Source organism: Burkholderia sp. HI2714, assembly GCF_002223085.1.
Classification (GTDB): Bacteria; Pseudomonadota; Gammaproteobacteria; order Burkholderiales; family Burkholderiaceae; genus Burkholderia; species Burkholderia lata_D.
The window spans coordinates 379,143-404,904 of sequence record NZ_NKFM01000053.1; the positions used below are offsets into that span (position 1 = coordinate 379,143).

Below are 25,762 nucleotides of genomic sequence, written 5' to 3' on the forward strand. Positions count from 1 at the left end.
GAAAGAAAGAGCGTCAGCCCTTCGGGAACGCCTGCATCGTCGCGCCGATCGCGCGGCCGAGCATCTGCGCATACATGTCGTGCACGAGGTACAGGCTGCGGTTACGCGTCCACGGCTGGCCCGACTGCGGGTCGTAAAGCGTCGGCAACGCCACCTCGGCAACCGCGGCCGCCTTCATGCCGGCCTGTTGCGAGGTCTGGATGCAGCGCTTCGCGTGATCCCGATGACCGACCACCGCGACGCTGCCCATCGCGGCCGCGCCGCCCGCGCGCGACACGGCCTCGGCGGCCACGCCCGCCGTACTGAGGTACACGATCGTGCCGTCGCTCGCGATCACGGGCTCGATCGACGACAGCACGTCGGCGCCCATCCCGTATTTCGACACGAGAAAGCGCGCAATCTCCCACTGCGCGTAGACCTTGACCGGTTTCAGTTGCCGAATGCGGTAGACGGCGTCCGCGAGCGCTTCGTTGACGGGCCCCGGATCGGGCAGCGCGGACTGATTGCCGCCCGTGCTCGACGTATTGCCGCTTGCCGCGTTCGGGCGATTGCCGAAGCTGTATGCGACGATCGCGCCGGCCTGGGCCGCCGGCATCGACGGCAAGTCCCAGGTAAAACCGACGTCGGTCAGCGCGGGCTGGATCGCACCGACCGTCGCGGCATCACCGAGCTGCGCATTCAGCTTCGCGGACATTTGCGCGGCCAGCGCCGCGTCGGTCACGGGGGCCGACGTAACGTCGTCGCCACCGCACGCGCTCAGCAGCGGCACCGCCGCGACGGCCGGCGCGGCGGCCAGGAATTTTCTGCGTGAAGCAGCCAGCGGATTCAGTTTCATAAGAAATACGAAATGATGCGAATAACGTCGACGGGATGCCTCGGCGTCGCATTCACGGTCACGGGAAATGGCAATCGGGCGGGTCGCGCAGGTGGGCGACGGACGGCAGTGCCGCAGCGCGGATCGAATCGCTGCGTCTCTGTCGATTGACGAGGCCGGATCGTAGTCGGTGTTTATTAAATTGCGGTGAAGCTCACGATAGAATCCGCGCAATCGCATCGTCGTTTCACGGATGGACACCGCTGTTTCATGCATGGCGAGCGCCCGCGTGACTCGTTCCACGGATGGCGATCGCGCGTCCCGCGCGCCGTATGACGCCCCGGCATTTCGCGCTACGATGGCACGACCCGTATGGCCCGATCCCCACGATCCAGACCCGGAGCCCCCGCCATGAAGCTCGGCCTGAACGAATCGCTCGCCCGCCTCGACGAAGAAGGCACGCTGTTCACGACGTTGTTTCGCCACGGCACGCTCGACGTCGAGCTGTACCGGCCGCGCATCGAGGACAAGCAGAAGCCGCATACGCGCGACGAGATCTACGCGATCGCCACGGGCACGTCGCGCTTCGCCGTCGACGGACGCGAATGCGAAGTCGCGGCCGGTGACGTGCTGTTCGTCCCGGCACACGCCGAGCACCGCTTCATCGGCTTCTCCGACGACTTCTCGACGTGGGTGTTCTTCTACAGCCCCGAAGGCGGCGAGCGCGGCGCGTAACGCACGACGCACGCGGCACTTTTCCTGCGATCGCCTAGACTGTCTATTCGCAGCGGGTGGCGCGCGACGCGTGGCCGCCCGGTCGTCACGATGCCGGTGGCAGCCGGTTCAACGAACGGGAATACAGCATGCGATACGAACTGTATTACTGGCCCGAGATCCAGGGCCGAGGCGAGTACGTGCGGCTCGCGCTCGAAGCGGCCGGAGCCGACTATGTCGACGTCGCGCGCGAATCGGGCCGCGGCATGGGCGTGCCGGCCATGATGCGCATGATGGACAGCACGAAGGCGGAATGCGTGCCGTTCGCGCCGCCGTTCCTGAAGGCCGGCGACGTCGTCATCGGGCAGACCGCGAACATCCTGCTGTTTCTCGGCGCGCGGCTGGGGCTCGCGCCCGACGACGAAGCCGGCCGGCTGTGGGTGCACCAGCTTCAGTTGACCGTCGCCGATTTCGTCACCGAGATCCACGACACGCACCATCCGATCGCAAGCGGCCTCTACTACGAGGATCAACAGGCGGAAGCCGCCGAACGTGCCGCCGATTTCCTCGAAAACCGGTTGCCGAAATTCCTCGGTTACTTCGAGCGCGTGCTCGACCAGAATCCGCACAAGAGCGGCTACCTCGCCGGCAATGCACTCAGCTATGCGGACCTGTCGATGTTCCAGTTGATCGAGGGCCTGCGCTACGCGTTTCCGAAAGCGATGAAGCGTGCGGAGCGGAAGATCGCGGCGCTGGTTGCACTGCACGACCGTGTTGCACTGCATCCGCCTGTCGCGCTCTATCTCGAGTCGGCACGCCGCATCCCGTTCAACGACATGGGCATCTTCCGGCACTATCCGGAGCTGGACAAGTAACGCCGGCACGGCATCCGCAGCGCTTCCTTCATGCAGGGCGGCGGATGCCCCCTGCTCACGCGGCGACCGGCGTCTCGTGCAGATGACGCCACACGCTAGCCGCACGCATCGGAGCCGGCCGGACAAAACATGCCGGCTCCCGTTATCGCGCTTTCGGTACCAGGCAGTCAGTGCGACTGCCCGTGCTGCGTGGCCGCTGCATCGACGGCCTCGACCGAACGCGTCAGCCACGGCCCGATGTCCATCTCCTCGTAGCGCACGAGCCGGCTCTTGCGCGCACGGCGATACGCCCACCAGATCGCGACGAACAGCGGAATCCACACGTAGATCGACAGCACTTCCATCCAGTCGATGCGGGCCGCGAAGAACGCCTGGTAATCCTGTCCGAGCGAGATCACGATGCAGATCGCGATCGCGAACAGCGGCCCGAACGGGAACCATTTCGCGCGGTACGGCAGTTGATCGAGCCGGTAGCCCTGCTTCAGGAACCCCTTGCGGAACCGGTAATGGCAGACCGCGATGCCAAGCCACGCGATGAAGCCCGTGATGCCGACCGTGTTCAGCAGCCACAGGTAGATGCTCTGGTTGTTGGTCAGCGACGTGAGGAAGCACAGCCCGCCGACGGCCATGGTCGCGTACAGCGCGTTGCGCGGCACGCCGCCCGGCGACAGCGTCGCGAACATTGCCGGCGCGCGCCCTTCCGCCGCGAGGTTGTACAGCATCCGCGTCGCCGCGTAAGTCCCGGAATTGCCGGCCGACAGCACGGCCGTCAGGATCACGAGATTCATCGCGCCGGCCGCGAGCCGGAAACCCGCATGGCTGAACACCAGCGTGAACGGGCTCACGCCGAGTCGGTCACGTCGCTCTTCAGCAGGTTCGGGTCCGTGTACGGCACCAGCAGCCCGATCACGAAGATCGCGAACACGTAGAACAGCATGATCCGCCAGAAGATCTGCTTCACCGCACGCGGGATCGTCTTGCGCGGGTTTTCCGATTCGCCGGCCGTGATCCCGACCAGCTCGGTGCCGAGAAACGAGAACCCCGCGATCAGCGCGACGCTCATCATCGCGTGTACCCCGCCGACGAGCGGTGCGTCGCCCGTCGTGAAGTTGCGCAAGCCGACCGGATGCCCGTTCCCGATCAGGCCGGCGGCGATCAGCAGCCCGGCCGCGATGAACGCGACCACGGTGACGACCTTGATCAGCGAGAACCAGTATTCCGATTCGCCGAAACCGCGCACCGACAGCGTATTCAGCAGGAAGATCAGCACGAGGAAACCCGCGCCCCACCAGATGCCGGGTAGGGTTGGAAACCAGTAGCGCATCACGATCTGCGCGGCGACCAGCTCGATCGCGATCGTCACGGCCCAGCTGTACCAGTAGGTCCAGCCGAGCGCGACGCCGAAGCCTTCGTCGACGTACTTCTCGCCGTAGATCGCGAACGAGCCCGATACCGGCATCAGCGCGGCCATCTCGCCGAGGCCCGTGACGACGAAGTACACCATCAGCCCGATCGCGATATACGCGGCGATCGCCCCGCCCGGCCCCGCCTGGGCAACCGACGCCCCCGACGCGACGAACAACCCCGTGCCGATCGAGCCGCCGATCGCGATCATCGCGATGTGGCGGCCCTGCAGACGGCGCTTCAGCGTCGTTCCGGACGGTGCGACCGTCTCCGCTGTCGCTTGCAAAGCATCCATAGTGTTCACCCTGGTTCGATTGGAGCCTGACGATTTGCTTCGGAATGCAAATCGTCAGGCCCAGTCATTCGCGTCGAAACCGGCCCTTCCCGGCCGGCCGCATCACACGATGCTGCGCTTGATCGCCTGCAGTTCGGCCGTCGTCACGATCTTCTCGATCCGGAACCGCGGGCTTTCCAGCCACACGTTCGCGATCCGCCGGTACTCGTCGAGATCCTCGCACGCGAGCCGCACGAGAAAATCGAACGTGCCGCTGACGAGCCAGCAATCGAGCACGGCCGGATTCGTCCGCATTTCGTCCTCGAACGGCGCCTGCGAACGCCCGTGGTCGGCCAGCGTGATCTGCGCGATCACGACGATCGGCTTGGTCGCGCGCGGCGCCTTGATCACCGCGCGGTATCCTTCGATCACCCCGAGCGCCTCGAGCCGCTCCACGCGCGCCTGGCACGGCCGCGGCGTGAGGTTCACGAGTTCCGACAGCTTCCGGTAGGAAATCCGCCCATCGGTGCGCAGGATGTCGAGGATCCGGAGATCGATCTTGTCGAGCTGCATCTTCTTGTCGGTCATCCGCGTTCGCTCCGGTCGGGTCGTGGCTGATGCGCGGAACGTCTCCTGTTCCGCGCGGGGGCCACATTATCCGGCCGAAGCGGCCGCGCGCCAATCGGCTAGAACCGCAGCGACAGGCAAGTCAGGCCGCCGTCCATCTTGCGGAACTCGCTCGTATCGATCACGTGCAGCGGCAGCCCGAGCGACGCGATCGCGTCGTGCACGCGCGGGTAGCCGGCCGGGGTGATCAGCGTGCCGTTCACGCGCAGCGTGTTGCCCGCGTATTCGTCGGCGGCCGAGATCGCGATCCGGCGATAGTCGGCGAAGGCCGGATGCGCGGCCAGCGCTTCGGTCACGAGCAGCGTGTCGTCACCGAGCGCGTTGACGACCGACTTGAGATGCAGGCCGGCGCCCACCGGCACCGCGACGACCGAATAGCCGTAACGCGATACGAGCGATTCGAATGCGGCGATGCCGTCGGCGTCGGTACGGCCCGTCAGGCCAATGTAGAAGCGCTTGCCGACCTGCATCACGTCACCACCGTCGAGGCGGCCGTCCTGCATCGGCAGCAAGTCGCGATGCGCGGCCAGCGCCGCTTCGATATGCACCGTCTCGCCACGCCGCGCCGGCGCACCGGGGCGCGTGATTACCGCGAATTCCGGCGTCACGACCGCGGTGTCCTCGACGAAGTGCGAATCGGGGAACGCCTCCAGCGGCGGCAGCTCGGTCAGTTCGACGCCGAGTGTGCGCAGCGCTTCGCAGTAAGCGTGGAACTGGGTGAGCGTCTTGTCGTAGTCGGGCGCGCCGAGTTCGGCGGTGGTCAGGCCCGCGCCACAGGACGGCGCGGGGCGGCGAACGATCGCTTGCGTGAATTGCATCGACTCCTCCATGGTCAGCGCCACACCCGTGCTTCACACGGGGCGGCTGCGTTGTGTCCGGACCATTATCGGAAGCCAAATTGCGCAATTCGCGTCGATTTCGGCGGCGCCGACAGCCGATTGCGTCGAATTGCGCGCGGCGCGCAGCGGATTCGGCAGCCCGCCGTTCGCCGCCTGGCGGGCCGCCGCTTTCACGGGCGGCACGCTTGCTACACGCCCGCCCCGAACCCCATCTGCGAACGGCCCAGCGCCGTGAGATCGTCCTCCCCGTCCCGCCCGTCGAATTCGACCTCGAAATGATCGGCCGGGAAATCGGGCGGGCTTTCGCCGCGCAGGAACGCAGCGCGCTGGCGCTGCAGGTACGCGTCGTTCTTCGCGCAACCGGGCGCGGCCGCGATGTACATCACGTTGCTGTCGCCGCTGCCACGGTGCGCATCCTCGACCGCGTGCACGACGTCGCCGTGCCAGAACACCGCGTCGCCCGGCTCCATGTGCGGGATCGGCACCAGCGCGTCGAGCAGCAGCGCGTGCCATTCGGGCCGGATCGACAGCGCGCGGCCCGGGCGCGCGCCGCACAGGTCGTCGTCGGCAACGTCGTCCTGCAGCGCACGCAGCACGACGTAGGCCATCGCGTTCGCCACCGGGATCAACTGCAGCGTGCCGTCGCCGGGCCCCTGCGGCGTCAGTGCGGTCCAGCCCTGGAACGTGCGGAACATCGAGCACACGGCCGGCGACGGAATCTCCTCGACGTCGGGACGGAACGCCGCATCGAACGGATCGTAATCGCGCCAGCGGCCGGCCAGCACGTGACGGTAGACCTGCCGGAAATTCGCGCCGAGCCAGCGCTCGACCGAACCGCCGTCGACATGCGGCGACAGCCCGAGCGACGTCGAGCCGGGCGGGCGGCGGCGAATCCGGTCCGCATAGGCCGGCACCTGGTCGGGATCGAAGTGCGTGCGGCCGCCGTCCGCGTGCCGCCACAGGCGGTTCAGGAACACGCGCGCCTGGGTCAATGCCGGCGACTGGCGCGCAGCCACCTGCGGCTTCGACCAGTAGACGCCGTAGATCTGCGGCTTGCCCGACGCGAGGTTGCCGAAATAACGGTCCTCGGCACGAGCGTGCAGCCGCTCGGTGAAACGGTTCGCGTCCAGGTACGCGCCGATCTCGTCGTTCCAGTCGCGCGCCTGCTGCGCATCGAATACGCCACGGATCACGACCGCGCCATGCGTGCGGATCGCGGCAATCGCGTGCGGATCGACGGCCCCGCCCGCAATGTCCGCGAACGGCACTACCGGAATCACGTCATGACCATGCGCATGCGCACGCCGAATCGCGTCGACCTGCCGCTCGATATCGCCCTCCAGTTCGCGGAACGTGGCCGCATATCCGGGCAAGTCGGCGCACAGCGCCCTTTTCGCGTCGCGAATCGCGGCAGGCAGGTCGTCAATCGTCAGTTGCATCGTGGTCTCCTCGCTGACAGGTGTCGTGATGTGCTGTCAGCGTACGGCCGGCGCGCGGCCGCGATTACCACTATCCGGCCAACTATCGATACAATCCGGACAACCGTGCATCACGCCGGACGATGGCAGACCACGCACAGCTTGTTGCCGTCCGGATCGCGGAAATACGCGCCGTAGTAGTCGCGGTGATAGTCCGGCCGCAGGCCCGGCGCCCCTTCGCAGGTGCCGCCGTGACGCAGCGCGAGCGCGTGACAGCGATCGACGTGCGCGCGGGTCGGCGCAACGAACGCGATCGTGTGGCCATTGCCTGGTTCGGGCGCGCGGCCGTCGAGCGGCTGGCCGAAGAAGAACAGCGGCCGGTCGGTGTCAGGCGGCATCCAGCCCGACCAGCCGTCCGGCTCACGGAATTTCAGGCGCAGCCCGAGTTCCGCGAACAGCGGCGCGTAGAAATCGTAGGCGCGCGCGGTGTCGGACACCCCCACGCAAACATGTGAAAACATGGCATCGCTCCGTCGTGACGATCGCCCACGATCATGCCACGGCGCGATGCCGCTCTCCCCCGGAGGCCGCGATGAAACCGCAGTACGAGCACGTGACGTTCGCCCCCGGCTGTTCGATCCGCGTCTATCACCGTCAGCTCGCGCGCATTCCGTTCGAATGGCATCGCCATCCCGAATACGAGCTGACGCTGACGCTCAACAGCCGCGGCCGGCGCTTCATCGGCGATCACGTCGCGCACTACGCGGACGACGACCTGGTGCTCGTGCCGCCCAACCTGCCGCATACCTGGTCGTCGAATGCACGCATCGATCGCGATGCGCCCGAAGTCGCGCTCGTCATCTGGTTCGACGGCGACTGGGCGCGGCGTCTGGCCGACTGTTGCCCCGAATACGCACCGCTGCGCTCGCTGTTGCGGCGTGCCGCACCGGGCCTGCGCTTCGACACGGACGCGGCCCGCGCGATGCGCGCAAGGTTGCCGCAGTTGCTCGATCCGTCGCCGCGCACCCGGCTCGCGGCGGCACTCGACACGCTCGCCGATCTCGCGGAAGCCGGCGGCGAACCGCTCGCCACCGCGCACGCGTACGACCGGGCCGACGGCACGACCCCGCCCGCCAACGTCGCCGCCCCGGAAGCCGAACGCCTCGACCGCGTGCTCGATGCGATCGACCGGCACTTCCACGAGCCGTTGCGCATCGACGCGCTCGCCGCCACCGCGCACATGTCCGAACGCACTTTGCAGCGCCTGTTCGTCCGGCATCTCGGCGAAAGCGTCGGCCGCTACGTGCAGCGGCTGCGGCTTGCGCACGCGTGCCGTCATCTCGTCGGCACCGACTGGCCGATCGCGACCGTGGCCGCGCGCTGCGGCATTCCGAATGCCGCGAACTTCAATCGCCAGTTCCTCGCCGCACGCGGGATGACGCCCGGCGCATACCGGCAATTCTTCGTGCAGCACGGCCACGCGCCCGATGACGACGCACCCGCACTCGACACGCGCCCGCCGTCGCTCGAGCGCCGCGCCGGCCCGGGCGAAGCTCGGCCGCACAAATGAAAACACCCCGACGGGATGACCCGTCGGGGTGTCGTGGCGTTGCGATCGCCCGACGCGAGCGGCCAGCCGGCCGTTCGCGCCGCGCACGACTTAACGTGCGTTGAGCGGCTTCGCTTCGCGCGGCGTATCGCCGATGAACAGCTGACGCGGACGGCCGATCTTCTGTTCCGGATCGCCGATCATTTCGTTCCACTGTGCGATCCAGCCGACCGTACGTGCCATCGCGAAGATACACGTGAACATCGACGTCGGGATGCCCAGCGCGCGCTGGACGATGCCCGAGTAGAAGTCGACGTTCGGGTACAGCTTGCGCGACACGAAGTATTCGTCTTCCAGCGCGATCTTCTCGAGCTGCATCGCGAGCTTGAACAGCGGGTCGTCGTGCAGGCCCAGTTCGTTCAGCACTTCGTAGCACGTTTCGCGCATCAGCTTCGCACGCGGGTCGTAGTTCTTGTACACGCGGTGACCGAAGCCCATCAGCTTCACGCCCGAATTCTTGTCCTTCACCTGCTTGATGAATTCGGGGATGTTGTCCGGCGAACCGATCTGCTCGAGCATGTTCAGCGCGGCTTCGTTCGCACCACCGTGCGCCGGGCCCCACAGACAGGCGATACCGGCAGCGATACAGGCGAACGGGTTCGCGCCCGACGAGCCGGCCAGGCGGACGGTCGACGTCGATGCGTTCTGCTCGTGGTCGGCGTGCAGGATCAGGATGCGGTCGAGCGCGCGGACGAGCACGTCGTTGACCTTGTACTCTTCGCACGGGTTCGAGAACATCATGTGCATGAAGTTCGCGCTGTACGACAGCGAGTTCTTCGGATACACGAACGGCTGACCGATGCTGTACTTGTACGCCATCGCGACGAGCGTCGGCAGCTTCGCGATCATGCGGATCGCCGACACGTCACGGTGACGCGGATCGTTGATGTCGAGCGAGTCGTGGTAGAACGCCGACAGCGCGCCGACTGCAGCGACCAGGATCGCCATCGGGTGCGCGTCGCGACGGAAGCCACGGAAGAAGAAGTGCATCTGCTCGTGCACCATCGTGTGCTTCGTGACGGTGTCGACGAATTCCTTCTTCTGCGCTGCGTTCGGCAGTTCGCCCTTCAGCAGCAGGTAGCAGCTTTCGAGGAAGTCCGCGTTTTGCGCGAGGTTGTCGATCGGGTAGCCGCGGTACAGCAGCTCGCCCTTGTCGCCGTCGATGTACGTGATCGCCGAATTACAAGCTGCCGTCGACATGAAGCCCGGGTCGTACGTGAACTTGCCGGTCTGGCCGTACAGCTTGCGGATGTCGATCACGTCCGGGCCCATCGTGCCCTTGTAGATCGGCAGTTCGACGCTCGGCGAGTTGTCGCTGAACGATAGCGTGGCTTTAACATCAGACGGAGTCATGGCACATCCTCAATCGAAATAAAGAAACGGGATTCGATAACGGGCACAACGCGTTACGCCTTGGCGTTACACGTTGCGCAGCATCTCCAACAGCCGGTGAATATCCGTGCTGTCTAGGTCGCCTTCTGGTTCCTTGCGCGCGAGGAGCAAGTCCATCAGGTCGTTGTCGCTCAGATCGAGCAGGCGCGACAACGCGCCTACGTCTGCATCGGTGAGGTCATGCTCGTATCTGCTGAAGAAACGCTCGAAAATGATGTCGTTCTCCAGCAGACCCCGCCGCGCACGCCAGCGAAGGCGTGCGCGACGGTGCGGGTCGGATTGATGCGAATCGCTCATCTCGACTTAAACAGCGCGGCGGACCATCAGTTCCTTGATCTTGCCGATCGCCTTCGTCGGGTTCAGGCCCTTCGGGCAAACGTCGACGCAGTTCATGATCGTGTGGCAACGGAACAGACGGTACGGGTCTTCCAGGTTGTCGAGACGCTCGCCGGTGGCCGTGTCGCGGCTGTCCGCGATGAAGCGGTAAGCCTGCAGTAGGCCGGCCGGGCCGACGAACTTGTCCGGGTTCCACCAGAAGCTCGGGCACGACGTCGAGCAGCTCGCGCACAGAATGCACTCGTACACGCCGTCGAGCTCGTCGCGCTCTTCCGGCGACTGGAGGCGTTCCTTCTCCGGCGGCGGCGCGTCGTTGATCAGGTACGGCTTGATCGAGTGGTACTGGTTGAAGAAGTGCGTCATGTCGACGATCAGGTCACGCACGACGGGCAGCCCCGGCAGCGGACGCAGCACGATCTTCTGCGGCAGGTCGTTCAGGTTCGTCAGGCACGCGAGACCGTTCTTGCCGTTGATGTTCATCGCGTCCGAACCGCACACGCCTTCACGGCACGAACGGCGGAACGACAGCGTCTCGTCCACGGCCTTCAGCTTGACCAGTGCGTCGAGCAGCATGCGCTCGTGCTCGAGCTCCAGCTCGTACGTCTGCATGCGCGGCGCTGCGTCCTTGTCCGGATCGTAGCGGTAGACTTCAAAAATGCGTTTTGCCATTTCGGATTCCTTTGACTCGGCTTAGAACGTGCGCGGCTTCGGCGGCACGGATTCGACCGTCAGCGGCTTCATTTGAACCGGCTTGTAGTCGAGGCGATCGCCTTCGCTGTACCACAGCGTGTGGCGCAGCCAGTTGTCGTCGTCGCGGTGTTCGTAGTCGCTGTGGGCGTGTGCGCCACGGCTTTCCTTGCGCGCTTCCGCCGACACCATCGTCGCGCGGGCCACTTCGATCAGGTTCTCCAGCTCGAGCGCTTCGACGCGCGCGGTGTTGAACACCTTCGACTTGTCCTTCAGGTGGATGTTTTCCACGCGCGCCTTCAGGCCGGCCATCTGGTCGACGCCTTCCTTCAGCAGTTCCGACGTGCGGAACACGCCTGCGTGCTTCTGCATCGTCGCGCGGATGTCGTTCGCGACGTCCTGCGTGTACTCGCCCGAGCTCGACTTGTCGAGCTTGTTCAGGCGCGCCAGCGAGAACTCGCCCGCATCGGCCGGCAGCGGCTTGTGTTCCTTCTGGTTCTTCACGTGCTCGACGATGTGGTTGCCGGCCGCACGGCCGAACACCACGAGGTCCAGCAGCGAGTTCGTGCCGAGGCGGTTCGCGCCGTGCACGGACACGCACGAGCATTCGCCCACTGCGTAGAAGCCGTTGACCGGATCCTTGTGACCGCGCGACGTGCCGACGACCTGACCGTGGATGTTGGTCGGGATGCCGCCCATCTGGTAGTGGATCGTCGGGACGACCGGGATCGGTTCCTTGATCGCGTCGACGTTCGCGAACTTCAGCGCGATTTCGCGGATCGACGGCAGACGCTTCATGATCGTCTCGGCGCCGATGTGCGACAGGTCGAGCAGCACGTGATCCTTGTTCGGACCCACGCCGCGGCCTTCCTTGATTTCCTGGTCCATCGAACGCGACACGAAGTCACGCGGCGCCAGATCCTTCAGCGTCGGCGCGTAGCGCTCCATGAAGCGCTCGCCGTTCGCGTTGCGCAGGATACCGCCTTCGCCGCGCACGCCTTCGGTGATCAGCACGCCCGCGCCGGCCACGCCGGTCGGGTGGAACTGCCAGAACTCCATGTCCTGCAGCGCGATGCCCGAACGCGCAGCCATGCCGAGGCCGTCGCCGGTGTTGATGAACGCGTTGGTCGATGCCGCGAAGATCCGGCCTGCGCCACCCGTCGCGAACAGCGTCGTCTTGCCTTCCATGATGTAGACGTCACCCGTCTCCATCTCGAGGGCCGTCACGCCGAGCACGTCGCCGTCCGCGTCGCGGATCAGGTCGAGCGCCATCCATTCGACGAAGAACTGCGTCTTCGCTTCGACGTTCTGCTGGTACAGCGTGTGCAGCAGCGCGTGACCGGTACGGTCGGCGGCCGCGCAGGCGCGCTGGACCGGCTTCTCGCCGTAGTTCGCGGTGTGGCCGCCGAACGGGCGCTGGTAGATCGTGCCGTCCGCGTTGCGGTCGAACGGCATGCCGAAGTGCTCGAGTTCGTACACGACGTTCGGCGCTTCACGGCACATGAACTCGATCGCGTCCTGGTCGCCGAGCCAGTCGGAGCCCTTGATCGTGTCGTAGAAGTGGAAGTGCCAGTTGTCTTCGCTCATGTTGCCGAGCGACGCACCGATACCGCCCTGCGCGGCCACCGTGTGCGAACGGGTCGGGAACACCTTCGACAGCACGCCGACCGACAGGCCCGCGCGCGACAGTTGCAGCGCTGCGCGCAAGCCGGAGCCGCCTGCGCCGACGATCACGACGTCAAACTTGCGGCGCGGGAGGGAAGTTTTGATTGCAGCCATTCTTTACACTCTCCAGAGAATCTGCGCGGCGTAGCCCGCACATGCGAGCAGCCAGACGATGGTCAGCGATTGCAGCAGCAGGCGCACACCGACGGGCTTCACGTAGTCCATCCAGATGTCGCGCACGCCGACCCATGCGTGGTAGAAGAGGGAAAGCAGCATCACGAAGGTCGCGAGCTTCATCCATTGCGCGGCGAAGATCGAGGCCCAGCCTTCGTACGAGAAATCGTGCGCGCCGAAGAACAGGACGAGCAGAATGACCGTGTAGACCGCCATGATCGTGGCGGTGATGCGCTGCGCAAGCCAGTCGCGCAGGCCGTAATGTGCGCCGACGACGAGGCGCTTCGAGCCGATTCGGTTATTGGCTGCCATTTTCTTAGAATGCTCCGAACAGTTTGAGTGCCATGGCGATCGTCAGCGCGATCGAGACGACAAAGACGACGACTGCCGTCCGCTTGCCGCCTTCCTTCGTGACGGCGTCGTGGTTGACGTCCATCAGCAGGTGGCGAATGCCGGCGCAGAAATGGTGGAAGAAGGCCCACGACAGTGCGAGGACGATCAGCTTGACGATAATGTTGGAGAGGAACTGCTTGAAGACTTCGAAGCTGAGCTCGGAGGTGAGGCTCTGGTCGAAGAGGAACAGCAAGAACGGCAGGAACAGGAACAGCAGCGCGCCGCTGACTCGATGGAGAATCGACAAAGTCGCTGCCAGCGGCATGCGATATTTCATCGTGATATCGGCGAGTCCGATGTTCCGGTATTCCGGCCTCGGCTTTCTTACTGCATCAGTCATGCTAGACCCCTACTATGTTGTCACACTAATCCGCGATTTTAGCGCCTTTTTATATCGCGCTGCAGCGAAAGTCTGCTCTGGATAGTTGCGCGAACAAGAACAAAGGCGGCCCGAAACGTGCTTCGCGAACGTGGGGAACGCGAACGCACTCGGCTTGAGCCGATACACCGTCAACTCAAGTCATTCTGATAGTAGTACCCGGTTGTGACATACCAGCCGCGACGCACTTCCACCGGCCGGTCTCCGTATGTATAGGACACACGCTCGACCGACAGCAACGGGAAACCTGCCGGCACGTGCAGCAGGTCGGCCACCGCCGGCTCCGCCGCTACCGCGCGGATCTTTTCCGTCGCGCGGATCATCCGCGTGCCGAACTCCGTCTCGAACATCGCGTAGAGCGGCCCCTTGTACTCGCTCAGCCGCTCGAACGTGAGCCCGCGGAACATCGCACCCGGCAGCCAGATCTCGTCCAGCACCGTCACTTCGTTCTCGAACTCCAGCAGGCGGCGCACCTGCACGACGGGATCGGCCGGCTTCAGGTCGAGTTGCCGCGCGATCTCGGCCGGCGCGCGCAGGCGCCGGCATTCGAGCAGGCGGCTCACGTGCGGATGCTCGGCACCGTCGTCGGCCAGCAGCCGCAGGAAGCGGAACTGCGCACGATCTTCATTGTGCGTTGCAACAAACGTACCCTTGCCCTGCCGCCGGACCACGAGGTTTTCGGCGGCCAGCTCGTCGATCGCCTTGCGGACGGTGCCCTGGCTGACCTTGTAGCGGGCCGCGAGCTCCACCTCGCTCGGGATGATCTCGCCCGGCTTCCACTCGCCGGTTTCGAGACTTTGCGTGATCAATGACTTAATCTGCTGGTATAACGGGCTGAACGTCGGCGACGGAGCCGCCGCAGGCGAAGGTGCGGGATCGCTCGCGCCCGGCTGCCCTGGGCCGCCTGCGCCGGTCTGATTCGCGGTATTCGCCTGGTTCGATGTCATGGCGCGCATTTCATCACAAACCGCACTTTTAAGTCCACTCAATTTCCGCAAAACATCTGTCTTATATAAGACATATGATACCGTTTGACTTTGAGCCGGACGGCTCCTACACTCCGGGTCGAGCAAGGGTTCGCGGGTGCAAAAGCGCGTCCCCGGCTACGTGCCACGGCCGTCTCCAGGTTCACCGCGTCTGCCATCGCGAGTCCTCCGCCCTGCTTCAATGCAACACTCAGCACAACGCGCATAGAATGGCGTTTTCGCGAGTGTCCAACGCTTCACCCGTCCTGGAGATTTTCAATGGCTAAGCCCGCAAAGCGCGTTGCCGTCACCGGCGCCGCAGGTCAAATCGCTTACTCCCTGCTGTTCCGCATCGCGAACGGCGACCTGCTCGGCAAGGACCAGCCGGTCATCCTGCAACTGCTCGACCTCCCGCAAGCCCAAGGCGCCGTCAAAGGCGTCGTGATGGAACTCGACGATTGCGCGTTCCCGCTGCTGTCGGGCGTCGTGATCACCGATGATCCGAAGGTCGCATTCAAGGATGCCGACGTCGCACTGCTGGTCGGCGCACGTCCGCGCTCGAAGGGCATGGAGCGCAAGGACCTGCTGTCGGCAAACGCCGAAATCTTCACGGTTCAGGGCGCTGCGCTGAACGAAGTCGCGAGCCGCGACGTGAAGGTGCTGGTCGTCGGCAACCCGGCGAACACGAACGCCTACATCGCGATGAAGTCGGCACCGGATCTGCCGAAGAAGAACTTCACGGCCATGCTGCGCCTCGACCACAACCGCGCGCTGTCGCAGCTCGCGGCGAAGTCGGGCAAGCCGGTCGCATCGATCGAGAAGCTCGCCGTGTGGGGCAACCACTCGCCGACGATGTACCCCGACTTCCGCTTCGCGACCGCCGAAGGCGAATCGCTGCTGAAGCTGATCAACGACGACGTGTGGAACCGCGACACGTTCATCCCGACCGTCGGCAAGCGCGGCGCGGCGATCATCGAAGCGCGCGGCCTGTCGTCGGCAGCGTCGGCAGCAAACGCAGCGATCGACCACGTGCGTGACTGGGTCCTCGGCACGAACGGCAAGTGGGTCACGATGGGCATCCCGTCGGACGGCTCGTACGGCATCCCCGAAGACATCATCTACGGCGTGCCGGTCACCTGCGAAAACGGCGAATACAAGCGCGTCGAAGGCCTGGAAATCGACGCGTTCTCGCGCGAGAAGATGGACGGCACGCTGGCCGAGCTGCTCGAAGAGCGCGATGGCGTCGCCCACCTGCTGAAGAACTAAGCACCAAGCACCTCGCCGGGCGGCCCTCGGGCAGCCCGGTTTCGGCCCGGGCCGGCATGCCGCCGGCCCGGCCGACCGATCCGATCCGCGCACGTTTTGCCGCCCCGCGCTTGCCGCGCACCGGCCCAGAACGCGTCCGAATCCGATTTTCTCCACGTTGACCCGCTTCCCTGACGTAGACGAGATGGCCGCGCTCACTCCCGCACAAGTGCTGTACGACGGGGCGTCCCCGCCCGCGATCCTGCCCTGCTGTGATCATTACGCGGGCAGCGAAAAGCTGATGCGCAAGTCGCTCGCGCTGCAGGCCGAGCTGGGCCCCGTGTTCGACATCACGCTCGACTGCGAAGACGGCGCCGCCGTCGGCCAGGAAGCCGCGCACGCGGCGCTCGTCACCGACATCCTCGGCAGCGACGAGAACCGCTTCGGCCGCGTCGGCGTCCGCATCCACGACTTTTCCCACCCGCACTGGCGCGACGATGTACGCATCGTGCTGCGTGCGGCGCGCGTCCCCGCCTACATTACGCTCCCGAAGATCGCGAGTGCCGCCGATGCAGCCGAAATGACCGCGTTCATCGAGGGCACGCGCCGCGAGCTCGGCATCGCGCAGCCGATTCCCGTCGACGTGCTGGTCGAGACGCACGGCGCGCTCGCGCAGGCGGCCGCCCTCGCCGCGCTGCCGACGGTCGGCACGCTGAGCTTCGGGCTGATGGATTTCGTCTCCGCGCACCATGGCGCGATTCCCGATTCCGCGATGCGCTCGCCCGGCCAGTTCGAGCACCCGCTCGTGCGCCGCGCGAAGCTGGAAATCGCCGCGGCCTGCCACGCGCACGGCAAGACGCCGTCGCACAACGTGACGACCGAGGTGCGCGACATGAGCGTCGTCGCCGCCGATGCACGCCGCGCGCGCGACGAATTCGCGTTCACGCGGATGTGGAGCATCCACCCCGCGCAGATCCGCCCGATCGTCGACGCATTCGCGCCGCGCACCGACGAGGTCGCGCTGGCCGCCGAGATCCTGCTGGCCGCGCAGGCCGCCGACTGGGGCCCGACGCGCCACGGTGATACGCTGCACGATCGCGCGAGTTACCGGTATTACTGGTCGGTGCTGCGCCGCGCGCGGGCCACCGGCCAGCCCGTGCCGGCCGAGGCCGCGCCGCTGTTCGGCCCGGCCGCCGAGGGCAGCGCGGCGTAAGCCGCGCGCCGCCGGCCGATACACGAGTTTCATGCATTCGACGAGGCGCGAACCGGATAGAGGTTTGCGAAACGACAAAAAACGTAACGGAGCCCGAAAACCTGATATACACGCGGCCAAATAGGTGAAAATAGCGGCCGCTGCGCGCTTTCGGGGCGCGTGCAGTTTCAAACCGGCCGGTGGCGCAGACTGCCGGCCCTTGTCAACTGATTATCGAAAGGTTCTGACTCCATGAAGAAACTCCTGATCGCTACCGCCATCGGCGCCTTGTCCGCCACGATGCTGGTGTCGGCTCCGAGCGCGTTTGCCCAGGGTACGACCACGACGACCGCGAAGAAGGCAACGGCCAAGCGCCCGGCGCCGGCCAAGCGCATCATCCCGCGCAGCAAGAAGGCACAGGCACGTGCCGCAGCCAAGGTTGACACGGTGCCGGACGGCGCAGTCAAGTGGTCCTGCAAGGAAGGTCTGTCGTTCGACCTCGCCGGTGACATGAAGCGCGACCAGGTCGTCACGGTTCACTGGGCGAAGAAGAACTACAAGCTGCCGCGTCAGGCCACGACGACGGGCGCCGACACGTTCTACGATCCGGCCGCGGGCTTCAAGCTGGTCGTGATCCCGACCAAGGCGATGCTGTTCTCCGACGCGAACGGCGGCGAACGCCTCGCGGACGAATGCGTGACGCCGGAAATGGCGCAAGGCACGCCGGCACCGACGCAGTCGAACGAGCTGAAGCCGGCAACGAACTAAGCGCGTTCCCATCGGCCCCTCGATGTCCGCCCCGGTCTCCAACGTCCGCCCTGCTCCGGATACGGTACTCGTCGATATCGTCGACTACGTGCTGAATGCCGGCATCGACAGCGCGCTCGCGCTGGAGACGGCGCGTCATTGCCTGATCGACACGCTCGGATGCGGACTCGAGGCGCTGTCCTACCCTGCCTGCACCAAGCTGCTCGGCCCTGTCGTGCCCGGCACGATCGTGCCGAACGGCGCGAAGGTGCCCGGCACGTCCTTCCAGCTCGATCCCGTCCAGGCCGCCTTCGGCATCGGCGCGATGATCCGCTGGCTGGACTTCAACGACACCTGGCTCGCCGCCGAATGGGGTCATCCGTCCGACAACCTCGGCGGGATCCTGGCGACGGCCGACTGGCTTTCCCGCACGGCCGTCGCGGCCGGCCGGAAGCCGCTCACGATGCGCGACGTGCTGGTCGCGATGATCCAGGCCCACGAGATCCAGGGCTGCCTCGCACTCGAGAATTCGTTCAATGCGGTCGGACTCGACCACGTGCTGCTCGTGAAGGTCGCGTCGACGGCCGTCGTCGGCCGGCTGCTCGGGCTCACGCGCGACGAGCTGATCAACGCGGTATCCAACGCGTTCGTCGACGGCCACGCGCTGCGCACCTACCGCCACGCGCCGAACACGGGCTCGCGCAAGTCATGGGCGGCCGGCGACGCAACCTCCCGTGCGGTGCGCCTCGCGCTGATCGCGAAAACGGGTGAAATGGGCTACCCGTCGGCGCTCACCGCCAAGACCTGGGGCTTCTACGACGTGCTGTTCGACGGCAAGCCGTTCCGCTTCCAGCGCCCGTACGGCACGTACGTGATGGAAAACGTGCTGTTCAAGATCGCGTTCCCCGCGGAATTCCACGCGCAAACGGCCGCCGAGGCCGCGCTGCAGTTGCACGCGCAGCTCGCCGCCGCGGGCCGCACGACGGTCGACATCAGCCGGATCACGATCCGCACGCACGCGGCCGCGATCCGCATCATCGACAAGCAGGGCCCGCTCGCCAATCCGGCCGACCGAGACCACTGCATCCAGTACATGGTCGCCGTGCCGCTGCTGTACGGCCGGCTGACCGCGGCCGACTACGAAGATTCGGCCGCCGCCGATCCCCGCATCGACGCGCTGCGCGCGAAGACCGTGTGCGTCGAGGATCCGCAGTTCACGAAGGATTACCACGACCCGGACAAGCGCTCGATCGCGAATGCACTGACGATCGAGTTCACGGACGGGTCGAAGCTTGCCGAGGTGGCGGTCGAATACCCGCTCGGCCACCGGCGGCGCCGGGCCGAAGGCGTCCCGCTCCTGGTCGAGAAGTTCCGGACCAACCTTGCCCGCCGCTTCCCGGCAAAGCAGCAACAAGCGATTCTCGACGTGTCGCTGGACCAGGCAAAGCTCGAAGCGATGCCGGTCGATGAGTACGTCGATCTGTACGTGATATAGCCGTCATTTACAGGACACGTAGTTTCCTAGCCTTAAACCCAGGAAAATCACCATGGCCCACAATCTCCACAAGACCCTCAAGGAATTCGACAGCGGTTCCGGCAAAGGCAAGTTCTACTCGCTGCCGCAGCTGGGCAAGGAACTGAAGACGAAGATCGAACGCCTGCCGGTGTCGATCCGTATCGTGCTCGAGTCCGTGCTGCGCAACTACGACGGCAAGAAAATCACCGAAGAGCACATCGAGCAGCTTGCGAACTGGAAGCCGACCGCGAAGCGCGTCGACGAGATTCCGTTCGTGGTGTCGCGCGTCGTGCTGCAGGACTTCACGGGCGTGCCGCTGCTCGCCGACATCGCGGCCATGCGCGGCGTCGCGGAGCGCACGGGCAAGAACCCGAAGAAGATCGAGCCGCTGGTCCCGGTCGATCTCGTCGTCGATCACTCGGTGCAGATCGACTACTTCCGCCAGAAGGACGCGCTCGACCTGAACATGAAACTGGAATTCCAGCGCAACAACGAGCGCTACCAGTTCATGAAGTGGGGCATGCAGGCATTCGACACGTTCAAGGTCGTGCCGCCGGGCGTCGGCATCGTCCACCAGGTGAACCTCGAATACCTCGCGCGCGGCGTCCACAAGAAGACGGACGGCGGCGACACCGTGTACTACCCGGACACCCTCGTCGGCACCGACAGTCACACGACGATGATCAACGGCATCGGCGTGGTCGGCTGGGGCGTGGGCGGCATCGAGGCCGAAGCCGGCATGCTCGGCCAGCCGGTGTACTTCCTGACGCCGGACGTCGTCGGCGTCGAGCTGAAGGGCAAGCTGATCGAAGGCGTGACGGCCACCGACCTGGTGCTGACCATCACCGAAATGCTGCGCAAGGAGAAGGTCGTCGGCAAGTTCGTCGAGTTCTTCGGCGAAGGCACGAAGTCGCTGTCGCTGCCGGACCGCGCGACGATCGGCAACATGGCGCCGGAATACGGCGCGACGATGGGCTTCTTCCCGGTCGACGAAAAGACGATCGAGTACTTCGAAGGCACGGGCCGCACGAAGGCGGAAATCGCCGCGTTCGAAAACTACTTCAAGGCGCAGAAGCTGTTCGGCATCCCGAAGGCCGGCGACATCGACTACACGAAGGTCGTGACGCTGGATCTGGCGACGGTCGCCCCGTCGCTGGCCGGCCCGAAGCGCCCGCAGGACCGCATCGAGATCGGCAACGTCAAGTCGACGTTCACCGACCTGTTCTCGAAGCCGGTCGCGGAAAACGGCTTCGCGAAGAAGGCGGACGATCTGGCCACGCAATACACGACGAGCAACGGCGTCGACGTGAAGAACGGCGACGTGCTGATCGCCGCGATCACGTCGTGCACGAACACGTCGAACCCGAGCGTGCTGCTGGCCGCCGGCCTGCTTGCGAAGAAGGCGGTCGAGGCCGGCCTCACGGTCGATCCGAAGATCAAGACCTCGCTCGCGCCGGGATCGCGCATCGTCACCGAGTACCTGACGAAGACGGGCCTGCTGCCCTACCTGTCGAAGCTCGGCTTCGAAGTCGCGGCCTACGGCTGCACGACCTGTATCGGCAACGCGGGCGACCTGACGCCGGAGTTGAACGAAGCGATCACGAAGAACGACATCGTCGCGGCAGCCGTGCTGTCGGGCAACCGTAACTTCGAAGCGCGCATCCACCCGAACATCCGCGCGAACTTCCTCGCGTCGCCGCCGCTGGTCGTCGCCTACGCGATCGCCGGCAACATCACGCGCGACCTGATGACCGAGCCGGTCGGCAAGGGCAAGGGCGGCCGCGACATCTACCTCGGCGACATCTGGCCGACGAGCGAAGAAATCCACGCGCTGCTCAAGTTCGCGCTCGACCCGAAGAAGTTCGAGGACAACTACTCGAAGCTGACCAAGAAGGGCGACCTCTGGAGCAAGATCGAGGGCGAATCGGGCCAGGTCTACGACTGGCCGAAGTCGACGTACATCGCCGAGCCGCCGTTCTTCGGCAACGACTTCTCGATGGAACCGGCTGCATCGATCCCGACGGTCAAGGGCGCGCGCGCACTCGGCATCTTCGGTGACTCGGTCACGACCGACCACATCAGCCCGGCAGGCTCGATCAAGGAAGACTCGCCGGCAGGCAAGTGGCTGAAGGAAAACGGCGTGCAGAAGGCCGACTTCAACAGCTACGGCTCGCGCCGCGGCAACCACGACGTGATGATGCGCGGCACGTTCGCGAACGTCCGGATCAAGAACCTGATGATCCCGGCGAAGGCAGACGGCACGCGCGTCGAAGGCGGCCTGACGATCCACCAGCCGAGCGGCGAACAGCAATCGATCTATGATGCAGCGATGCAGTACGTTGCCGCCGGCACGCCGACCGTCGTGTTCGCGGGCGAAGAGTACGGCACGGGCTCGTCGCGCGACTGGGCCGCGAAGGGCACGCAACTGCTCGGCGTGAAGGCCGTAATCGCTCGCAGCTTCGAACGCATCCACCGCTCGAACCTGGTCGGCATGGGCGTGCTGCCGCTGCAGTTCAAGGGCGCGGACAGCGTCCAGTCGCTCGGCATCACCGGTGAAGAGACGTACGACATCGAAGGCCTCGGCGACGACTTCAAGCCGCAGCAGGACGTCACGCTCGTGATCCATCGCAAGAACGGTGAAACGCAGCGCGTGCCGGTGCTGCTGCGCATCGATACGCCGATCGAAGTCGACTACTACAAGCACGGCGGGATCCTGCCGTTCGTGCTGCGCTCGCTGCTCGCAGCGTAAGCGCCCTGCACCTTGCAGGTGCCGCAGCCGCCTCGCGGGCGGTTGCGGCCGATTTGGATGCCCGACCTCGTGTCGGGCTTTTTTTGCCTGCGCTACGCTGCGTGACCGGTCGTGCGGCGCGTCATGCCGCCTTGTCGGCCCGCGCCTTCGTGCCTGCGCCGGCTCGCCGCGCATTCTTCTTCAGATGCGTGCGGTTGTAGTCGATCGCCGCGCGCACCAGATTCTTCAGTGCCCGCTTGTCGAGCTTGTCGCCTTCGAAGAAATCGATCGCGCGCCGCGCATTGCCGTCGAGGCCGTCGTTAAAGAGCTTGTCGGGATCGGGCAACTGCGCGCCGTGCATGAAGGTCAGCTTCACCTTGCCCTTGTGCGCGTTCGCCACCGCGATCATCCCGTCGCACGACCATACGGGGCTGCCCATCCATTTCCATTCCTCGACGATGCCCGCCTGCGCGTCGAGGATCGTCTGGCGCAGGTCGGCGAAGGTCTTGCCGCGCCAGTCGGCGATGCCGGCGATCAGCGCGTCGATACGCTCCGACGGCGTGAGATCCGTTGTGCTCATGCGCGCGCCTCCGTGCCTTCGTCAGGGCGCGCCAGCACCTGTTCGAGCGAGTCGAAGAACCGGACCCAGCCGTGCTGCGCACCGCGGTACGCCTGCTCCTGGTCGGTCCGGAAGCCGACCTGCTCCAACCGCAGGTGCGTGCCGTGCGGCGTCGGCGTGAGCGTCCACGTGACGACGCTTTCGAGGCCGTACGCGGCCCACGTATAGGACAACGCATGCGGCGGCTCGATCGTCAGGACCGTGCAGTCTACCGAGCCCCAGTCGGCGCGGAAGCTGAAGGCGCGGCCCGCGACGGGCTCGAAGTCGCTCTTCATCAGCCACGCCTCGATCAGGTGCGGTTGCGTGAGGGCGCGCCAGATCTTCTCCGGCGGATGAGGCAGCTCCCGGTCGACGACGACGGAGCGCGTTTCGGTAGTGGCCTGGTTCATTACTGGTCCATCCTTTTCAGAAGATCTTCGAGGGCATCGAACCGGGTCTGCCAGAAGCCGGCCATCTGGCTCGTCCAGTCGATCAACGGGGCCAGCGCTTGAGGCTGTGCGCTGTAGTGCGTCTGCCGGCCTTCGTGACGGTCGCTCACGAGCCCGGCCTGCTTCAGGACGCCCAGATGCTTCGAGACGGCCGGCTGCGAGACGCCCGCATGGGCCGTCAATGCGGCAACCGTCAGCTCGCCGTCCGCGCACAGCCGCTCGAAAAGTGCGCGGCGCGTGGGATCGGCAAGTGTCCTGAAAAGCATGTCGTGTGCGTTCTGCATGTCCAAATCCATAACCCGATGGTTATGAATTGAAGCATATCCGCTGATCGACGCACGTCAAGGCGGAATTTCGCGAATGACGCCGCGCGATCTTGCGCGGGCCCGCCGTCCGCCGCGCCCGGGTGTGGACGCCCCCGAATTCGAGCCTTTCCTCTAATCCGCAATTGCCGCATGCGATCCGAAAGTCGCCTGCAAGACTGCCGGAAGCACCGTTCCACAGTTCGGGAAACGTTTGCGATCGACCGGCCCCTTTCTTGTGCACGCGCGAATCCCGTTCCTGCCGTGCCGCTGCGTTTGACCAAATAGTGCGACGCGGCACGCGGCAACGACCGGTCGCGCGCGATGCGTTCACGCGGCGATCCGCTCCGCGATCGCGCACGTTCCGGCGTCGCGACGAGCGACTCGTGCGTGCGAGCGTCGCGCATTGCCGCGTCGTCGTATCGCGAACCGGTTCCGCTCGCCGCTGCCGCAATCGCCTGCGCGCATGACGCCGCGCATGCGTGCACCCGCGCCGATGTCAGAACTGACAGCTATGGAAAATGGCAGCTACCTGAACGGCAGCGACGCCCTACGCTCGTCACCGCTCGCGATCCCACAAGGGTCGAGGGCTCCAGCAACGTCGTCTCTCCTAAAAAGGACTCCCGATGAAAAGGAACGCCTGGTTTGCCCTGCCCCTGCCGTCGCCCCGCCGCCTTGCGTGCGTGGCACCGCTCGTGTTCGCCGCCGCTGCGGCGCATGCGGCGACGGACTGGGTCGACACCCATACGAAGGCCTTTCTGACCGGCACGCAGTTGATGGCGCGCAGCGCGGCGCCGTCGCTCGAACTCGCGGCCGGCGAAACGACCGACGTCGTCGTCAGCCTGAAACTGCGCAATGCCGCGCAGCTCAAGCAACTGTCGCGCGACGTGAACCGGCCGGGCAGCGCGCATTACCGCCAGTACCTTACGCACGAACAGTTCCTTGCCAACTACGCGCCGACCGAAGCGCAGGTGAAGTCGGTCGTCGACTATCTGCACAAGAGCGGCTTCGTGAACGTCGAGGTCGCACCGAACCGGCTGCTGGTATCCGCACGCGGCACGGCCGGCACCGTGAAGACCGCATTCAACACGTCGCTCGTGCACTTCGAATACGCGGGTCACTCGGGCTTCGCGAACACGTCGACTGCGCAGGTGCCGCGCGCGCTCGGCGACGTCGTCGGCTCGGTGCTCGGGCTGCAGAGCGTCGCACGCGCGCGGCCGCTGCTGCACATCGGCAACGTGTCGAAGCCGCAGGCGCTCGCGGCCGGCACGGCGACCGGCCACTATCCGAAGGAATTCCCGGGCCTCTACAACGCGACCGGCGTGCCGACCGCGGCCGGCGTGACCGTCGGCATCGTCACGATCGGCGGCGTGTCGCAGACGCTGCAGGACCTGAAGCAGTTCACGTCGAGCAACGGTTACGGCACGGTCTCCACGCAGACCGTCAAGACGAACGGTACGGGCGGCAGCTACACCGACGACCAGGACGGCCAGGGCGAATGGGATCTCGACAGCCAGTCGATCGTCGGCTCGGCCGGCGGCCAGGTCGGCAAGCTCGTGTTCTACATGGCGGACCTGAACGCCACCGGCAACACGGGCCTCACGCAGGCGTTCAACCGCGCGGTGTCGGACAACACCGCGAAGGTGATCAACGTATCGCTCGGCTGGTGCGAGACCGACGCGAGCGCGGACGGCACGCTCGACGCCGAGGAACAGATCTTCACGACCGCCGCGGCGCAAGGCCAGACGTTCTCCGTTTCGTCGGGCGACGAGGGCGTGTACGAGTGCAACAACCGCGGCTATCCGGACGGCTCGAACTACACGGTGTCGTGGCCGGCATCGTCGCCGCACGTGCTCGCGATCGGCGGCACGACGCTCTACACGACGTCGTCGGGCGCCTTCTCGAACGAGACGGTGTGGAACGAAGGGCTCGACGCCAACGGCAAGCTGTGGGCAACGGGCGGCGGCGTCAGCACGATCCTGCCCGCGCCGTCGTGGCAGTCGGGCAGCAACCGCCAGTTGCCGGACGTCTCGTTCGACGCCGCGCAAAGCACGGGTGCGTACATCTACAACTACGGCCAGTTGCAGCAGATCGGCGGCACGAGCCTCGCCGCACCGATCTTCACCGGCCTCTGGGCGCGCCTGCTCGCAGCGAACGGCACGGGCCTCGGCTTCCCGGCCGGCAAGTTCTACGCCGACATTCCGTCGAACCCGTCGCTCGTGCGCTACGACGTGGTGTCGGGGAACAACGGCTATCAGGGGTATGGCTACAACGCAGGCACCGGCTGGGATTACACGACCGGCTTCGGCAGCCTGAACATCGCGAACCTCAACCAGTTGATCAAGTCGGGCGGGTTCTAAGCGAAGCGTGAAGGCCGGCGCGTGGCGGTGGTGGCCGCGCGCCGGCTCAAAAATTTCCCG

General features: G+C 65.6%; 24 protein-coding genes and 1 pseudogene. 9 read left to right on the forward strand and 16 right to left on the reverse strand.

Annotated elements, in window-relative coordinates:
• Positions 1-13 precede the first annotated feature (13 nt).
• Positions 14-835, reverse strand: a complete 822-nt coding sequence (locus CFB82_RS28440) for a hypothetical protein (protein ID WP_089486198.1) — start codon at positions 833-835, stop codon at positions 14-16.
• Between the two features lie 390 nt (positions 836-1,225).
• Here CFB82_RS28440 and CFB82_RS28445 point away from each other — a divergent pair, with 390 nt between their 5' ends.
• Positions 1,226-1,549, forward strand: coding sequence for a cupin domain-containing protein (locus CFB82_RS28445; protein ID WP_089486199.1), 324 nt, complete (start codon positions 1,226-1,228; stop codon positions 1,547-1,549).
• A 128-nt stretch (positions 1,550-1,677) separates the two neighbouring features.
• Positions 1,678-2,403: a glutathione S-transferase gene (locus CFB82_RS28450; protein ID WP_089486305.1), complete on the forward strand. Its 726-nt coding sequence runs from the start codon at positions 1,678-1,680 to the stop codon at positions 2,401-2,403.
• Between the two features lie 167 nt (positions 2,404-2,570).
• On the opposite strand, the pseudogene CFB82_RS28455 reads toward CFB82_RS28450, so the two are convergent.
• The 5 genes and pseudogenes from CFB82_RS28455 to CFB82_RS28475 form a co-directional block, all read right to left on the reverse strand.
• A pseudogene (locus tag CFB82_RS28455) lies at positions 2,571-4,102 on the reverse strand (amino acid permease).
• Positions 4,103-4,204: 102 nt separating this feature from the next.
• Positions 4,205-4,669: an Lrp/AsnC family transcriptional regulator gene (locus CFB82_RS28460; RefSeq protein WP_069251137.1), complete on the reverse strand. Its 465-nt coding sequence runs from the start codon at positions 4,667-4,669 to the stop codon at positions 4,205-4,207.
• Between the two features lie 98 nt (positions 4,670-4,767).
• Complete coding sequence (locus CFB82_RS28465; RefSeq protein ID WP_089486306.1) at positions 4,768-5,526, reverse strand: dimethylarginine dimethylaminohydrolase family protein; 759 nt, start codon at positions 5,524-5,526, stop codon at positions 4,768-4,770.
• A gap of 209 nt (positions 5,527-5,735) precedes the next feature.
• A complete protein-coding gene (locus CFB82_RS28470; protein WP_089486200.1) occupies positions 5,736-6,986 on the reverse strand; it encodes a DUF1479 domain-containing protein in 1,251 nt (416 codons plus the stop codon).
• A 110-nt stretch (positions 6,987-7,096) separates the two neighbouring features.
• Complete coding sequence (locus CFB82_RS28475; RefSeq protein ID WP_089486201.1) at positions 7,097-7,486, reverse strand: VOC family protein; 390 nt, start codon at positions 7,484-7,486, stop codon at positions 7,097-7,099.
• Positions 7,487-7,557: 71 nt separating this feature from the next.
• On the opposite strand from CFB82_RS28475, the gene CFB82_RS28480 reads away from it, so the two are divergent.
• Positions 7,558-8,535: a helix-turn-helix domain-containing protein gene (locus CFB82_RS28480; RefSeq protein ID WP_089486202.1), complete on the forward strand. Its 978-nt coding sequence runs from the start codon at positions 7,558-7,560 to the stop codon at positions 8,533-8,535.
• Positions 8,536-8,625: 90 nt separating this feature from the next.
• Here CFB82_RS28480 and gltA read toward each other — a convergent pair whose 3' ends face one another.
• The 7 genes from gltA to CFB82_RS28515 form a co-directional block, all read right to left on the reverse strand.
• A complete protein-coding gene (gltA, locus tag CFB82_RS28485; protein WP_069251133.1) occupies positions 8,626-9,927 on the reverse strand; it encodes a citrate synthase in 1,302 nt (433 codons plus the stop codon).
• A 66-nt stretch (positions 9,928-9,993) separates the two neighbouring features.
• Positions 9,994-10,263, reverse strand: a complete 270-nt coding sequence (locus tag CFB82_RS28490; protein WP_089486203.1) for an FAD assembly factor SdhE — start codon at positions 10,261-10,263, stop codon at positions 9,994-9,996.
• A 6-nt stretch (positions 10,264-10,269) separates the two neighbouring features.
• The gene (locus tag CFB82_RS28495) at positions 10,270-10,971 is read right to left on the reverse strand and encodes a succinate dehydrogenase iron-sulfur subunit (RefSeq protein WP_011355743.1); all 702 of its coding nucleotides are present in this window, start codon (positions 10,969-10,971) and stop codon (positions 10,270-10,272) included.
• Positions 10,972-10,992: 21 nt separating this feature from the next.
• A complete protein-coding gene (gene sdhA, locus CFB82_RS28500) occupies positions 10,993-12,768 on the reverse strand; it encodes a succinate dehydrogenase flavoprotein subunit (RefSeq protein ID WP_069251132.1) in 1,776 nt (591 codons plus the stop codon).
• Positions 12,769-12,771: 3 nt separating this feature from the next.
• Positions 12,772-13,140, reverse strand: coding sequence for a succinate dehydrogenase, hydrophobic membrane anchor protein (gene sdhD / locus CFB82_RS28505; protein WP_011355745.1), 369 nt, complete (start codon positions 13,138-13,140; stop codon positions 12,772-12,774).
• A 4-nt stretch (positions 13,141-13,144) separates the two neighbouring features.
• Complete coding sequence (gene sdhC / locus CFB82_RS28510) at positions 13,145-13,561, reverse strand: succinate dehydrogenase, cytochrome b556 subunit (protein ID WP_069251131.1); 417 nt, start codon at positions 13,559-13,561, stop codon at positions 13,145-13,147.
• Between the two features lie 170 nt (positions 13,562-13,731).
• Entirely contained in the window at positions 13,732-14,556 is an 825-nt protein-coding gene (locus CFB82_RS28515) for a GntR family transcriptional regulator (protein WP_039358249.1), read from the reverse strand.
• A gap of 288 nt (positions 14,557-14,844) precedes the next feature.
• Here CFB82_RS28515 and CFB82_RS28520 point away from each other — a divergent pair, with 288 nt between their 5' ends.
• The 5 genes from CFB82_RS28520 (at position 14,845) to acnA (ending at position 22,014) form a co-directional block, all read left to right on the forward strand.
• Positions 14,845-15,831, forward strand: a complete 987-nt coding sequence (locus CFB82_RS28520) for a malate dehydrogenase (RefSeq protein ID WP_069251130.1) — start codon at positions 14,845-14,847, stop codon at positions 15,829-15,831.
• Positions 15,832-16,015: 184 nt separating this feature from the next.
• Entirely contained in the window at positions 16,016-17,023 is a 1,008-nt protein-coding gene (locus tag CFB82_RS28525) for an HpcH/HpaI aldolase/citrate lyase family protein (RefSeq protein ID WP_089486204.1), read from the forward strand.
• A gap of 231 nt (positions 17,024-17,254) precedes the next feature.
• On the forward strand, positions 17,255-17,770 hold the full coding sequence (locus tag CFB82_RS28530; RefSeq protein WP_069251128.1) for a hypothetical protein: 516 nt from the start codon (positions 17,255-17,257) through the stop codon (positions 17,768-17,770).
• 22 nt (positions 17,771-17,792) lie between these two features.
• Positions 17,793-19,244: a bifunctional 2-methylcitrate dehydratase/aconitate hydratase gene (locus tag CFB82_RS28535; RefSeq protein WP_089486205.1), complete on the forward strand. Its 1,452-nt coding sequence runs from the start codon at positions 17,793-17,795 to the stop codon at positions 19,242-19,244.
• A gap of 52 nt (positions 19,245-19,296) precedes the next feature.
• Complete coding sequence (acnA, locus tag CFB82_RS28540; protein WP_089486206.1) at positions 19,297-22,014, forward strand: aconitate hydratase AcnA; 2,718 nt, start codon at positions 19,297-19,299, stop codon at positions 22,012-22,014.
• A gap of 121 nt (positions 22,015-22,135) precedes the next feature.
• Here acnA and CFB82_RS28545 read toward each other — a convergent pair whose 3' ends face one another.
• The 3 genes from CFB82_RS28545 to CFB82_RS28555 are packed head-to-tail and all read right to left on the reverse strand — an operon-like array spanning position 22,136 to position 23,324.
• Entirely contained in the window at positions 22,136-22,573 is a 438-nt protein-coding gene (locus CFB82_RS28545; protein WP_089486207.1) for a DUF1801 domain-containing protein, read from the reverse strand.
• The gene (locus CFB82_RS28550) at positions 22,570-23,001 is read right to left on the reverse strand and encodes an SRPBCC family protein (protein WP_089486208.1); all 432 of its coding nucleotides are present in this window, start codon (positions 22,999-23,001) and stop codon (positions 22,570-22,572) included. Before CFB82_RS28550 ends, CFB82_RS28545 begins: the two co-directional genes overlap by 4 nt.
• The gene (locus CFB82_RS28555; protein ID WP_069252885.1) at positions 23,001-23,324 is read right to left on the reverse strand and encodes an ArsR/SmtB family transcription factor; all 324 of its coding nucleotides are present in this window, start codon (positions 23,322-23,324) and stop codon (positions 23,001-23,003) included. Before CFB82_RS28555 ends, CFB82_RS28550 begins: the two co-directional genes overlap by 1 nt.
• A 644-nt stretch (positions 23,325-23,968) precedes the next feature.
• Between CFB82_RS28555 and CFB82_RS28565 the strand changes: the two genes are divergently transcribed.
• On the forward strand, positions 23,969-25,702 hold the full coding sequence (locus CFB82_RS28565; RefSeq protein ID WP_089486209.1) for a S53 family peptidase: 1,734 nt from the start codon (positions 23,969-23,971) through the stop codon (positions 25,700-25,702).
• The last annotated feature ends 60 nt before the right edge of the window (positions 25,703-25,762 follow it).

Excerpts from the sequence above, each read along its gene's own strand:
- CFB82_RS28555 (WP_069252885.1), bottom strand. The coding sequence starts at position 23,324 with ATGCAGAACGCACACGACATGCTTTTCAGGACACTTGCCGATCCCACG.
- CFB82_RS28515 (WP_039358249.1), bottom strand. The coding sequence starts at position 14,556 with ATGCGCGCCATGACATCGAACCAGGCGAATACCGCGAATCAGACCGGC.
- CFB82_RS28525 (WP_089486204.1), top strand. The coding sequence starts at position 16,016 with ATGGCCGCGCTCACTCCCGCACAAGTGCTGTACGACGGGGCGTCCCCG.
- CFB82_RS28460 (WP_069251137.1), bottom strand. The coding sequence starts at position 4,669 with ATGACCGACAAGAAGATGCAGCTCGACAAGATCGATCTCCGGATCCTC.
- CFB82_RS28545 (WP_089486207.1), bottom strand. The coding sequence starts at position 22,573 with ATGAGCACAACGGATCTCACGCCGTCGGAGCGTATCGACGCGCTGATC.
- CFB82_RS28490 (WP_089486203.1), bottom strand. The coding sequence starts at position 10,263 with ATGAGCGATTCGCATCAATCCGACCCGCACCGTCGCGCACGCCTTCGC.
- CFB82_RS28530 (WP_069251128.1), top strand. The coding sequence starts at position 17,255 with ATGAAGAAACTCCTGATCGCTACCGCCATCGGCGCCTTGTCCGCCACG.
- CFB82_RS28450 (WP_089486305.1), top strand. The coding sequence starts at position 1,678 with ATGCGATACGAACTGTATTACTGGCCCGAGATCCAGGGCCGAGGCGAG.
- CFB82_RS28565 (WP_089486209.1), top strand. The coding sequence starts at position 23,969 with ATGAAAAGGAACGCCTGGTTTGCCCTGCCCCTGCCGTCGCCCCGCCGC.
- CFB82_RS28480 (WP_089486202.1), top strand. The coding sequence starts at position 7,558 with ATGAAACCGCAGTACGAGCACGTGACGTTCGCCCCCGGCTGTTCGATC.
- CFB82_RS28445 (WP_089486199.1), top strand. The coding sequence starts at position 1,226 with ATGAAGCTCGGCCTGAACGAATCGCTCGCCCGCCTCGACGAAGAAGGC.
- sdhA (WP_069251132.1), bottom strand. The coding sequence starts at position 12,768 with ATGGCTGCAATCAAAACTTCCCTCCCGCGCCGCAAGTTTGACGTCGTG.
- gltA (WP_069251133.1), bottom strand. The coding sequence starts at position 9,927 with ATGACTCCGTCTGATGTTAAAGCCACGCTATCGTTCAGCGACAACTCG.
- CFB82_RS28475 (WP_089486201.1), bottom strand. The coding sequence starts at position 7,486 with ATGTTTTCACATGTTTGCGTGGGGGTGTCCGACACCGCGCGCGCCTAC.
- CFB82_RS28520 (WP_069251130.1), top strand. The coding sequence starts at position 14,845 with ATGGCTAAGCCCGCAAAGCGCGTTGCCGTCACCGGCGCCGCAGGTCAA.
- CFB82_RS28495 (WP_011355743.1), bottom strand. The coding sequence starts at position 10,971 with ATGGCAAAACGCATTTTTGAAGTCTACCGCTACGATCCGGACAAGGAC.
- CFB82_RS28470 (WP_089486200.1), bottom strand. The coding sequence starts at position 6,986 with ATGCAACTGACGATTGACGACCTGCCTGCCGCGATTCGCGACGCGAAA.
- CFB82_RS28465 (WP_089486306.1), bottom strand. The coding sequence starts at position 5,526 with ATGCAATTCACGCAAGCGATCGTTCGCCGCCCCGCGCCGTCCTGTGGC.
- acnA (WP_089486206.1), top strand. The coding sequence starts at position 19,297 with ATGGCCCACAATCTCCACAAGACCCTCAAGGAATTCGACAGCGGTTCC.
- sdhC (WP_069251131.1), bottom strand. The coding sequence starts at position 13,561 with ATGACTGATGCAGTAAGAAAGCCGAGGCCGGAATACCGGAACATCGGA.
- sdhD (WP_011355745.1), bottom strand. The coding sequence starts at position 13,140 with ATGGCAGCCAATAACCGAATCGGCTCGAAGCGCCTCGTCGTCGGCGCA.
- CFB82_RS28535 (WP_089486205.1), top strand. The coding sequence starts at position 17,793 with ATGTCCGCCCCGGTCTCCAACGTCCGCCCTGCTCCGGATACGGTACTC.
- CFB82_RS28440 (WP_089486198.1), bottom strand. The coding sequence starts at position 835 with ATGAAACTGAATCCGCTGGCTGCTTCACGCAGAAAATTCCTGGCCGCC.
- CFB82_RS28550 (WP_089486208.1), bottom strand. The coding sequence starts at position 23,001 with ATGAACCAGGCCACTACCGAAACGCGCTCCGTCGTCGTCGACCGGGAG.